Annotated in this window: 8 protein-coding genes; 5 read left to right on the top strand and 3 right to left on the bottom strand. The window is 64.2% G+C overall.

The features are described from left to right. Positions 1–510: 510 nt before the first annotated feature. A complete protein-coding gene (locus Q9K23_RS08905) occupies positions 511–1,743 on the top strand; it encodes an IS110 family transposase (RefSeq protein WP_020794809.1) in 1,233 nt (410 codons plus the stop codon). A 516-nt stretch (positions 1,744–2,259) separates the two neighbouring features. Here Q9K23_RS08905 and Q9K23_RS08910 read toward each other — a convergent pair. Beyond that, a complete protein-coding gene (locus Q9K23_RS08910; RefSeq protein WP_053777120.1) occupies positions 2,260–3,921 on the bottom strand; it encodes an AMP-binding protein in 1,662 nt (553 codons plus the stop codon). Between the two features lie 83 nt (positions 3,922–4,004). On the opposite strand from Q9K23_RS08910, the gene Q9K23_RS08915 reads away from it, so the two are divergent. The 3 genes from Q9K23_RS08915 (at position 4,005) to Q9K23_RS08925 (ending at position 7,657) form a co-directional block, all read left to right on the top strand. Beyond that, positions 4,005–4,853 carry a TetR family transcriptional regulator gene (locus Q9K23_RS08915; RefSeq protein WP_261977865.1) on the top strand — a complete coding sequence of 283 codons (849 nt, stop codon included), beginning with the start codon at positions 4,005–4,007 and terminating at the stop codon, positions 4,851–4,853. A gap of 165 nt (positions 4,854–5,018) precedes the next feature. After that, positions 5,019–5,984: a cyclase family protein gene (locus Q9K23_RS08920; RefSeq protein WP_053777121.1), complete on the top strand. Its 966-nt coding sequence runs from the start codon at positions 5,019–5,021 to the stop codon at positions 5,982–5,984. Then, complete coding sequence (locus Q9K23_RS08925; RefSeq protein WP_053777122.1) at positions 5,981–7,657, top strand: AMP-binding protein; 1,677 nt, start codon at positions 5,981–5,983, stop codon at positions 7,655–7,657. The genes Q9K23_RS08920 and Q9K23_RS08925 overlap by 4 nt, the downstream gene beginning before the upstream one ends. A gap of 131 nt (positions 7,658–7,788) precedes the next feature. On the opposite strand, the gene Q9K23_RS08930 is transcribed toward Q9K23_RS08925, so the two are convergent. Beyond that, positions 7,789–8,364 (bottom strand): hypothetical protein, encoded by a 576-nt coding sequence (locus Q9K23_RS08930; protein WP_238403958.1) that lies wholly within the window; start codon positions 8,362–8,364, stop codon positions 7,789–7,791. A gap of 297 nt (positions 8,365–8,661) precedes the next feature. Between Q9K23_RS08930 and Q9K23_RS08935 the strand changes: the two genes are divergently transcribed. After that, positions 8,662–9,903: an HNH endonuclease signature motif containing protein gene (locus Q9K23_RS08935; RefSeq protein WP_261977866.1), complete on the top strand. Its 1,242-nt coding sequence runs from the start codon at positions 8,662–8,664 to the stop codon at positions 9,901–9,903. A 670-nt stretch (positions 9,904–10,573) separates the two neighbouring features. Here Q9K23_RS08935 and Q9K23_RS08940 read toward each other — a convergent pair. Continuing rightward, the gene (locus Q9K23_RS08940) at positions 10,574–11,743 is read right to left on the bottom strand and encodes an LLM class flavin-dependent oxidoreductase (RefSeq protein ID WP_053777123.1); all 1,170 of its coding nucleotides are present in this window, start codon (positions 11,741–11,743) and stop codon (positions 10,574–10,576) included. Positions 11,744–11,797 lie beyond the last annotated feature (54 nt).

The following is an 11,797-nucleotide window of genomic DNA, read 5'->3' on the forward strand; positions in this document are numbered from 1 at the left end:
AACCACCCAATTGGCTTGCCACCATGGATGGTTGAGCCCACACATCGGTCGATCACACTGCAACCATGGATGGTTGAGCCGACGAGGAGCGAAGCGACGAGACGAGTCGAAACCTCAGACGGCCGAACTCGAAACCCAACCACCGTTCAACGCGGTCACCACCCGAAGCACCTCACCCAGGTTTCGACACGGGTCCTCGCTACGCTCGGTCCCGGCTAATGGGAATTGCTGAGGTTGACGACGAAAGTTGGCACACTCAGTGTTTGGTAGCCGCTGATCGGGTGAGCATTCGTCCCGGCCGGGCCTTTGATGAGCCCTTGGTTGAGAACATGCCCCCGATTGGTAGCGCCAACGGAGTGTGATCGCTGATGGGATGTCGCGCCGGCCCTTTTTCGCCGCAGTGAAAAGGGGCATGAGTTCTCCTCCATTAGCCCGCGATTTCCTCCACCGGCCCGGCTGCCACCCTGACACGCCGTGTTGGGGAAACAACCGGGAAAGGAGGAATCGCGAATGCTGTTCGTCGGAGATGACTGGGCCGAAGATCACCACGACCTGGCGGTCCTCGACCCCGAGGGACGTGTCCTCAAGCAGGTACGGGTCCCCGAAGGAGTCGACGGGATCACCGCGTTCACCGAGACCGTTGCCGGGTGTATGCCCGACGACGACGGTGACCCATCCGAGGTGTTGGTGTGTATCGAGATCGACCATGGTCCATGGGTGCAGGCACTGCAGGCCGCGGGGTACCGCGTGTTCGGGGTGGACCCGAAACAGGCCAAGCGTCATCGGGAGAGCGTGTCGAGCTCGGGTGCCAAGAGTGACAAGTCCGATGCTCGGGCATTGGCCGATATGGTGCGTACCCGTCGTCTGCAGTTGCGTGAGTCCGGTGGGGATTCGGAACTGGCCGAATCGATCAAGGTGGTTGCTCGTGCCCATCAGCGGGCGGTGTGGGATCTGGCCCGGCACAGCAACCGGATGCGGGCAGTGTTGCGCCTGTATTTTCCGGTGGTGTTGACGATTGCTTCGGAACTCGATGTGGCGTTCTCGAGTTCGGTGATCCTTGGTTTGCTCGACAAGTGTGCCGCCCGACCGGTCAAGGCCCGTAAACTCACTGGGCCACAGGTCAAATCGTTGTTGTATCGGCGGCGTGAGCAAGATCTGAAGACTGCTCGGATTCGGGAGTTGTTGCGGGAAGAGCCTTTACCTCAGTCCGAGGTGATGCTCCAGGCGTATGCCACCACGGTGCTGGCCGAAGTCGCGATCCTGCGCGCGATCGCAGGTCAGGTGACGGTCCTGGAGAAGGAACTCGCCGGCCATTTTTCCCAGCACCCGCTGGCCGAGATCTACCTCAGCCAGCCGGGTGTGGGCGTGACGATCGGTCCTCGGCTCCTCGGCGAGTTCGGTGATCTGCCCGATCGGTATCGCAGTGCCAAGGCTCGTAGGAATGCCGCTGGGACCAGTCCGATCACTAAGCAGTCGGGGAAATCGAGAGTGGTCCATGCCCGACATTTCACCAATACGTGGTTGTTGGATGCGGCGATACAACAGGCAGGGGAAGCGATCCGATACGACTCTCATGCGCGGGCCTTTTACAACAAGCAAAGAAAGCGGGACGTCAAGCACAATGCTGCGCTTCGGCAACTCGCGAACAAGCTCATCGGAATCCTTCATGGGTGCCTCGCCCGACACGAGCTCTACAACCCCTCGATTGCCTGGTCACAGGCCCAAACACAGCCGGCTGCTTGACAAGTTCCTTCCAGGGATGTCTCAACCACCCAAACTGGCTGCAACCATTGATGGTTGATCCCACCCATCAGTCGATCACACTGCAACCATGGATGGTTGAGCCGACGAGGAGCGAAGCGACGAGACGAGTCGAAACCTCAGACGGCCGAACTCGAAACCCAACCACCGCTCAAAGCGGTCACCACCCGAAGCACCTCACCCAGGTTTCGACACGGGTCCTCGCTACGCTCGGTCCCGGCTCAACCACCCAAACTGGCTGCAACCATTGATGGTTGATCCCACACATCAGTCGATCACACTGCAACCATGGATGGTTGAGCCGACGAGGAGCGAAGCGACGAGACGAGTCGAAACCTCAGACGGCCGAACTCGGCACGCAACCACCGCTCAAAGCGGTCACCACCCGAAGCACCTCACCCAGGTTTCGACACGGGTCCTCGCTACGCTCGGTCCCGGCTCAACCACCGAATACGGTTGCCACCATTTCTGGTTGAGACGACACAGTTCATCGAATACTCACATCAACTTACGGCGCAACAGCTTTCCGGTTGCGGTGCGGGGCAATGCCCCGACCAGCTCCACCTCTCGGGGATACTTGTAGGCCGCGAGGTTCTGACGGCAGTACTCCATCAGCTCGGCCTCGCTGACCGCGCCGGGCTCGCTGATCACCACCACGGCCTTGACCGACTCACCGCGGTACTCGTCGGGGATACCCACCACCGCGGCCTCGACGACGGCCGGGTGCGTGCACAGGACCCGCTCGACCTCGTGTGGCCACACCTTGAAGCCGGAGGCGTTGATCAACGCGCTCTTCCGGTCGATCACGTAGAACCAGCCGTCGGCGTCCCGGAATCCGATGTCGCCGGTACGCAATCCGGTTCCGGTGAAGGCCTCGGCGGTCGCGACCGGATTGCGCCAGTATCCCCGAACGATCTGCGGGCCGGAGATGATCAGCTCGCCGATCCCGCCAACCGGCAGCTCGATGCCCTCGTCGTCGACGATGCGGATCTCGGTGTCGAATGCGGGCCGCCCCACCGACAGCACACCGGTCTCCGGGTCGATCGGCGCGGTCTGGCCGAATGGCACCAGCAGCGTCGGCGACGTGGACTCGGTCAGTCCGTACACGTTGTGGATGTATCCGCCGAGGCGTTCACTGAGGCGCTCCTCGGTATCCGGGTCGATCGGCGCCCCACCGGACAGCCGGAACCGCAGCGACGCCAGATCCTCGGGTGTGGCATCCGACTCGTCGGCGAGTGCGATGAAGGCGGTGATCACCGCGATCATGAATCCCGGACGGCGTCGTCGGATCGCATCCACGATCACCTGCGGATGGAACCGATGGGTGAGCACGAGTGGCACACCGACCAGCATCGACAGCATGACGCCGCCGACCAGACCGGTCACATGGAACAGCGGCGACGCCCCGAGCACGGCGTCGGTACCGGACACACCTGTCCACTCGCGGTAGACGTGGGCACTGAACACCAGGTTGGCGTGGGTGATCTGTGCGGCCTTGGGTGGGCCGGTGGTCCCCGACGTCGACAACAGCACCGCGGTGTCGAGGGGACTCAGTGGCCGGATGGGCAGTTCGGGCAGCCCGGTCGGATCGACGAGGGCGGTGCGCACCAGCGCCACCAGGTCGATGGTGTCGGGGACGGACGGGCGCCCGGTGTCGGCGAACAGCCGCCGATCGGGAACCGTCTGACCGTCCAGCGGCGACACGGTCAGCACGATGTTCACCCCGGTGGTGCCGTCGGCGAGCGCGGCACGGGCGCGATCGAGATAGAGGTGGTCGAGCGCGACGAGTGCGGTCGGGGTGTACTCGGCGAACCGCTCCCGCAGTTCCTCGGTGGTCGACATGGGACTGATCAGGGCGGCGATCCCACCGGCCTTCCAGGTGGCCAGCAGCCCGATGACGAATGCCGGGTCGTTCTGCAGCAGCAACGCCAGTCGGTCGCCGGCCACGAATCCGCGGGCGATCAGCAGCCCGGCCAGGGTCGTCGACGCCCGGTCGAGCTGGGTCCAGGTGAGGGTCAGATCGAAGTAGTCGATGGCGACGTCGTCGGGCCGTCGGGCAAGCGAGTGCTCGAACATCTCCAATGCGGTCCCCGCCTCGAGGTGCAGACGGCGACCGTGCCCGATGGACGGCGGCGCAGGAGTATGAGGTGGATTCGACATCGCGTGCGTGAGTGTACGAAGTCCGAAGCTCCCCTGTCACGGAAACCCGACAGACCCGCCGACCGTCCCGTATGTTGTTCAGCGTGGCTGAACGCGATGCTGTCGGCGCAGCCGTGCGCCGATCCCGGGAGAACGCGGGGATCACCCTGCGCGACCTCGCCGGGAAGCTCGGCGTGAGTGTCGGCACCATGAGCGCCATCGAGAACGACAAGGTGGCCGTCACCGTCGACCGGCTCAGCGCGATCGCCGAGGCACTCGGTGTCGGCGCGCCCGAACTGCTCACCTACGACGCCGCCACGCCCTCGCCACGTCTACGGGCAGAGACCGTCGACGCCGACTGGCGACACTTCGACGCCCTCGACCTGGACCCGGTCCTGGCGGCGGCCGTCGAGGTGTTCACCGAGACCGGGTATCACGGCGCGACGATGCGGCTGGTGGCCACCGCGGCCGGGATCAGCGTCGCCGGGATCTACCACCACCACCGCAGCAAACAGCATCTACTGGTCGCCCTCTTCGACACCATGCTCGACGACCTGGGTTGGCGAATGGATTCTGCCGCAACCGAAACCGACGATCCGGTGACCGCTTTCGCGAACATGGTGGAGGCGCTGGCACTGTGCCAGGCCCAACGCCGCGACCTCGCCTTCATCGTGGCCACCGAGATGCGCAGCCTCGAGGAACCCGACCGCTCTCGCGTCGCCGACGCCCGGCGTGCGGTGCAGCATCGCCTCGATCGGGCGGCGTCCGCGGCCGTCGCGGCCGGCGACTTCGCCACCCGCACCCCGCACAGCACCGCGCGGGCGGTGGCCACCATGTGTATCGCCATTCCCCACTGGTTCTCCCCCGGCGGACCGCAGACCGCGGCCGACGTCGCCGCCGAGTACGCCGATCTCGCACTCGCGATGATGCACCACCGAGTTCGGCCAGACTGAACACGCCGGACTGAACACGCCTCGCCGAAACCTGCGCCGAACCGCCCCGGTGCAGGCACTTGACGTATCCACAGAAGTCTGTGATCCTCATCTCACTGAACGCGAGCTGAACGATCGCTCGGACTGTTCAGACCCCGATTCACCGCATCTCGGAGGATACGCACCATGACCACCTCGCACGACGTTCCCGAGCTCACCGAACTGCTCGCCGGCGCCCCCAGCAACTGGGGCAAGTGGGGCCCCGACGACGAGGTCGGCAGCCTGAACTACCTGACCGCCGAGCAGGTCATCGCCGGCGCATCGCTGATCCGCAAGGGCGCGCTGTTCACGCTGCAGCGCCTCATCGGCGACCCGAACGGCGACCCGGTGTGGCCGGGCCGTAGCCCTGCGACCCGCGAGATGATCCTCGACGAGTCCCATTGGGACGACGGCGGCGACGGCCCGGCCTTCCCCGGCGGCCTGCACTACGCCGACGACAAGATCAACGCCTTCCTGCAGGGTTCCACGCAGTACGACGCGCTGGGTCATGTCTGGTACGGCGGCAAGATCTGGAACGGCTACGACGCCCGCACCACCATCGGCGGCCTGGACAAGGCCAGCGTCGAGCCGATCGCCGAACGGGGCGTCGCCGGTCGCGCGATCCTGCTCGACATGGCCCGCTACCGCGGCGTCGACTGCCTCGGTCCGCGTGAGACCTTCGACCACACCGATCTCGAGAAGTGCGCGGCGGCACAGGGAATCGAGATCCGTCCGCGTGACATCCTGATCATCCGCACCAACCATCTCGAGCTGTTCTTCCGTGACGAGGAAGGCTTCTACGGGGACTTCTGTGAGCCGGGCCTGGTGTACTCCGAGGAACTGGTGAAGTGGTTCCAGAGCAAGGAGATCCCGAACCTGGTGACCGACACGATCGCCAACGAGGTCACCCACGACCCCAACAACGGTGTGGCGCTGGTTCTGCACAATGCCCTGATGCGCAACCTGGGCATCGCCTTCACCGAGATCTGCGATCTGGAGAAGCTGGCCGCCGACTGCGCCGAGGACGGCGTCTACGAATTCTTCTATGTCGCCGCCCCGCTCAAGATCCACAACGCCACCGGCTCCCCGGTCAACCCGGTGGTGATCAAGTGAGCACCGCCACCTCCGTCTATGTTGATCGGCCCTGGCTGGCCCGCTACCCACAAGACACCCCCACCGACATCACCGTCGAACACGCCACCGCCCTTGACATCTTCGACGCCGCCGCCACCACACACCCCAACGAAACATTCCTCCACTACTTCGACGGCACCCTCACCTTCGCCGACATCGACCACGCCGCACGAGCAGTCGCACACACCCTGCGCAACCACGGATTCCGCGACGGCGACCGCCTCGCCCTCTACGTACAAAACAACCCCGCATTCATCATCGGCATGATCGCCGCCTGGAAAGCCGGCGGCACCGCCGTCGCGATCAACCCGATGAACAAAACCCGCGAACTCACCTACCTACTCGGTGATTCCGGCGCCGTCGCACTGCTCACCCTCGACGACCTCTACACCGACATCGCCAAACCAGTCATCGATTCCGGCGCCGGCTCAGTCCACACCGTCATCACCTGCTCAGCACGGGACTTCCAAACCCGCAACGACGAGCGGCTGTTCACCGGACTCACCCGCACCCACCCCGACGACACCCTCGACCTGCGCACCATCATCGACGACTACACCGGCGCCGACCTGCCGCCGGTCACACTCACCGCCGACGACGTGGCCGTCCTCGCCTACACCTCCGGCACCACCGGAAACCCCAAGGGCGCCATGAACACCCACGGCAACTTCGCATTCAACGCCCAAACCTACCGAGACTGGACCGGACTCCAACCCGGCGAACCCATCCTCGGTATCGCACCCCTGTTCCACATCACCGGCCTCGTCGGCCACATCATGTTCGCAATGCTCACCCGCGCACCACTGATCCTCGCCCACCGCTTCGACCCCGCCGTCATGCTCGACGCCATCCGCGAACACAAACCCGTATTCACCATCGGCGCCATCACCGCCTTCAACGCCCTCGCAGCCGCACCCGGCGCCACCCCCGCCGACTTCACCAGCCTGCGCGTGCTCTACTCCGGCGGCGCACCCATCGCACCCGCCGTCGGAGACCGCCTCGAACACATCTTCGGCGCCTACATCCACAACATCTACGGCCTCACCGAAACCAACTCCCCCTCACACGCCGTCCCCCTCGGCATGCGCGCCCCCGTCGACCCCGTCTCCGGCGCACTCTCGGTCGGCGTACCCGTGTTCAACACCATCGTCCGCGTCGTCGACGAGAACGGCGACGACGTACCCGTCGGAGAAGTCGGCGAGTTCCTAACATCGGGACCCCAAGTGGTTCCCGGATACTGGAACAAACCCGAAGCCACCGCAAAATCCATCCCCGGTGGCGCACTGCACACCGGAGACGTCGGATTCATGGACACCGACGGCTGGTTCTACGTCGTCGACCGCAAAAAAGACATGATCAACGCCTCCGGCTACAAAGTCTGGCCCCGCGAAGTCGAAGACGTCCTCTACACCCACCCCGCCGTACGCGAAGCAGCCGTCGTCGGAGTACCCGACGAATACCGCGGCGAAACCGTCAAAGCCTACGTCTCACTCCGTGACGGACAATCGGCAAACCCCGACGAACTCATCGCCTACTGCAAAACCCAACTCGCCGCCTACAAATACCCCCGCCACATCGACATCGTCGACGAACTCCCCAAAACCGTCACCGGCAAAATCCTCCGCCGAGAACTACGCGACAACACCAACTGACCCCCACAAACAAAGGCCCCGTACCGGAAGACGTTCCGATACGGGGCCTTTCGCTGTTCAAGGTGGACACGCCCCGAACAGTGTGGAGTCCTCGCCGTCACCGGCGACGACATCCCCATCTGCCGGTGGGATCAGGCCTCACCGACGCAGACCAGCTTCTTGCGCTCGTCGTAGGTGTAGTACTGCGTCGAGTCGTCCGGGCAACGACTCTCGTCGATGGTGCCCGGGATGATCGCGAGAACGCGGCTGACGGTGGTCAGCCCCGAACCGGTTTCGGTGCACTCGACATGCTCGGCGTCCCCGAGGTTCGACGTCGGCACCTCCATGCACTCACCCTCCACCCAGTCCAGGTCCAGACACAGCGCTCCCTGCTGCTCCCCGCCCTTGGTCACGTAGTAGGTGGAGTCCGCGTCCGACGGACACGCCTCCTTGGTGGGCGACTTCGCGATCACCACATAGTTCGCGGGCGCCTTCCCGCAGGTGGCGTGCTCGATCTCGGCGTTGAAGCTGTAGCCGGTCAGCTTGACACAGTCACCGATCGCGGCGTCGAAGTCCACGTCACCGCCGGCGTCCTCACCCGCGGCGACCGACGACACCGGCGGGTCGTCATTGCCGAAGGGCAACTGCCCGCATCCGGTCATCGTCATTGCAAGTGCGGTGGCGCCGAGCACTGCCATCCCGACCTTGCCCCACAGGCGTCGCCTCATCATTACCCCTCTATCTCCGGGCCCACCGGCCCACGATTCGCCGCAACCGCGACAATCCGGAAATCTATCAACCGCAGATCCCCCACCGCGCCTCCGTGTCCGTCGAGGAGCCCACGGGCCCGGACGCAGGATCACATCCGCGCCATGACCTTCACCTCGGCATGACCGATGGCCGCTCAACACACCACGGGTGAACCTGAACCTCCTGGGTGAACAGCTTTCACAACTTATCCACAAATGTTGTCGTGCGCGCGAATTCATCTGATCATCGCCTATACGTTCGCTATAATGGAACGCATGAAGGGGGAACTGGAGACCATTCTCGACGCACTCATCGATTGTCGTTTCGACGACGATCCGACCGGGCCGGACGTGTTCACGGATATGCGGACACTGGTCACCATCAGGAATGTCGTCGACGCGTTGACCGCGGCCGGAGCTGGTCATCTCGACCGGCTGGGGGTGGCGCAACGGCATGGTCACAAACCGATCGCGTTGCTGATCGAGATGGGGCTGGCGCCCGCCGTCGCGGCGCGGATGCAGCGTATCGGGACGTCGGCGGTGGTGGAACGCACGCTGAAACATGCTGCCGACGGCGCGATCTCGGGCGAGCATGTGGACGCGATCGTGCGCGGGCTGAACCAGATCGGGTTACGCGCCGGGGAACCGCCGACTGCCGAAACCTGGGCCGAGTTCGAGGGTGATCTGTTGGCGCAGGTGTTGTCCGGCGCGAAACCGGCTGAGGTGATGGCACGAGCGCACCAGCTCGGGGACCATCATGCTGACGATGCCGAGGGTGGACGTCCAGCGAAGGAAGACCGCAATCTGAATGCTCTCGATATCGGGCGGACCGATGACGGGCGGGTCGCTGTCTCGGGGAGTCTGGACGTGGTTGTCGGAGAGAAGTTGGCGACGGCCATCGAGAAACTGTCGGCGCCGGTCCCGCAGCCGGATGGTTCGAAAGATCCACGCGAAGCGCCTCGACGTCGCGCTGACGCGTTGGAGATGGTTTTGGATATGGCCGCCGGCGCCGGGGAACGGTCGGTGACCGCTCTACCGTCGGCGTTGATCAACCTGTCGGTACCCGCGGATACACCCGGCAAGTCGGAATTGGCGTTCGGCGGATCGATCACCCACAACACCCTGCTCGAAACCAGCTGCGACGGCGTGGTGGTCATGACCATCGTCGACGGCGAACACGTGCCCCTGGACATGGGACGCTCGAAACGCTTGTTCACCGCCAGTCAGCGGCGAGCGTTATTCGAGCGGGATCGGTGTTGCATCAAGTGCGGTGCCCCGGCATCGCGCACTCAGGCTCATCACATCGAGCATTGGTCGGATGGCGGTGCCACCGACCTGGCCAACGGGTGTTTGTTGTGTGCGTCGTGTCATGCCGACGTGCATCACAACGGATGGGACGTCTACATGGGTCCGGATGCGCATCCGTGGTTGATCCCACCTGAGGTGGTGGATCGGCGTCGTCGTCCGATCCCGGCATATAACAGGCGGTTTGCCGACGAACTACCGAATGCTGCCTGACCTTTTGTAGAAGCTTGTGTTCTTTGAGAACTTCATAGAGATTCGGGTTGGGTGTCGGAACCTCCGCCGGTTGCGTTGGCGAGTTCGGCCGGCGGAGGTTTCGACACGTCTCGTCGCTACGCTCCTCGTCGGCTCAACCACCAACGGGGCGTGGCTAATTGAACTGCTCCCGCTTACATGATTGAGCCGCGCCTACCTTGCTGATTGAGCCGCACCTTCTACGATGATTGAGCCGGGACCGAGCATCGCGAGGACCCGAGTCGAAATCTCCGCAGCACGCCTCGGGTGGTGAGCACCTCAGAGGTGGTCGCGTTGGCGACGTCGGCTGTCTGAGGTTTCGACACGCCTCGTCGCTACGCTCCTCATCGGCTCAACCATCAACGGGGCGTGGCTGATTGAGCTGAGCCCTCTTACATGATTGAGCCGCGCCTACCTTGCTGATTGAGCCGCACCTTCTACGATGATTGAGCCGGGACCGAGCATCGCGAGGACCCGAGTCGAAATCTCCGCAGCCGACGTCGGATGGCGACCACCCCAGAAGTGGTCACCTTGGCAACTCGGCCGACAGAGGTTTCGAATCGACTCGTCGCTAGGCAGAGTCAAGGGGTCAGCGCAACGGCCGGTAGCTGATCGAGTGGGGTCGGTCAGCCTGCCTGCGTCGTCGCGCCGCTCATACCCGTCCCATCTCCGCCTCGTACTTCTTCGTCATGTGCTCGAGGGCCCGGGCGTGATCGGCGGCCTGCCCCTCCCGAACCGCAGCGGCACGTTCGGCCGCGTCCAGCATGGGCTGCGCCTGCCCCTGGAAGTACGGGATGACGTCCTGGGCGAACAGTTCGAAGGAGCGTCGGGTGGCGGCCGGGTTGGCCCAGTCATGACCCTGGATCAGCAGGGTCCCGAAGCCACCCGACTGATCGATGAGCCGCTGAACCTGTTCGCGCGCTTCCTCGGCGGTGCCGATGACACCGATCCCGGAGGTGTTGATGAAGTCGATCATCTCCTGCTTGTTCTCACCGAGGACGTTCATCTGCGGGAATGCCGCGACATGCTGGAGGTAGTTGAACCAGTACTCGATGCCGTGGGCGACATCGCGGTAAGCCTGTTCCTTGGTCTCGGCGATGTGGAACGGCCCCACCAGACGCCAGGCCGACCGGTCGATGTCGGCGGTACGCCCGGACTGTGCGGCGTACTCCTCCAGGATTCCCCAATGATGCTGCAGAGCGCTGAATCCGTCGGCAGTGAGGGTCGCCGCGATGGACAGCAGGCCGATGCCGTGCATGCCGGCCAGACGCGCACCCGACGGGGAGGCGACGGCGGCGACCACCACGTCGAAGAGCGGGTCGGAGTAGGGCGCCATCTGGATCTTGGCGTCGAAGAGTTCATGGGTGCGGGTCTTGGCCGACACCGTCTCACCACGGAGCAGTCGCATGATGATGTCGGCGTTCTCCGCCAACAGTTCTCGGGTGTCGATCTGCGACAGGCCCAGCATCGCGGCGTCGGTGGGCAGCGATCCCGGCCCGAGACCGAACATGGCCCGGCCGCGGGTGAGGTGGTCGAGCATCACCATCCGTTCGGCCGCCCACAACGGATTGTGATACGACACCGACGTGACACCGGTACCGAGCTTGATTCGATTGGTCTTGGCGCCGGCGTGGGCGATCATCAGCTCCGGCGAGGCGTAGATCTCGGCACCCGCCGAATGATGCTCGCCGAACCACGCCTCGTCGTAGCCCAGTTCCTCCAGGTACCGGACGAGTTCGATGTCCCGGTGCATCAACAGCGTCGGATTCTGCCCCGGCTCGTGGATGGGTGCCAGGAACGTTCCGAACTTCAGGTTGGCCATCAGGACCTCCGATGTGACGTGAGTAACAGTGCGATGACCTCACGGTAGGTCGCG

Origin of the sequence: Gordonia sp. NB41Y (assembly GCF_030718915.1) — a bacterium.
Taxonomy (GTDB): domain Bacteria; phylum Actinomycetota; class Actinomycetes; order Mycobacteriales; family Mycobacteriaceae; genus Gordonia; species Gordonia desulfuricans.

Bases quoted from the DNA above. Each gene is read 5' to 3' on its own strand.
- Q9K23_RS08935 (WP_261977866.1), top strand. From the start codon at position 8,662: ATGAAGGGGGAACTGGAGACCATTCTCGACGCACTCATCGATTGTCGT.
- Q9K23_RS08940 (WP_053777123.1), bottom strand. From the start codon at position 11,743: ATGGCCAACCTGAAGTTCGGAACGTTCCTGGCACCCATCCACGAGCCG.
- Q9K23_RS08905 (WP_020794809.1), top strand. From the start codon at position 511: ATGCTGTTCGTCGGAGATGACTGGGCCGAAGATCACCACGACCTGGCG.
- Q9K23_RS08920 (WP_053777121.1), top strand. From the start codon at position 5,019: ATGACCACCTCGCACGACGTTCCCGAGCTCACCGAACTGCTCGCCGGC.
- Q9K23_RS08910 (WP_053777120.1), bottom strand. From the start codon at position 3,921: ATGTCGAATCCACCTCATACTCCTGCGCCGCCGTCCATCGGGCACGGT.
- Q9K23_RS08930 (WP_238403958.1), bottom strand. From the start codon at position 8,364: ATGAGGCGACGCCTGTGGGGCAAGGTCGGGATGGCAGTGCTCGGCGCC.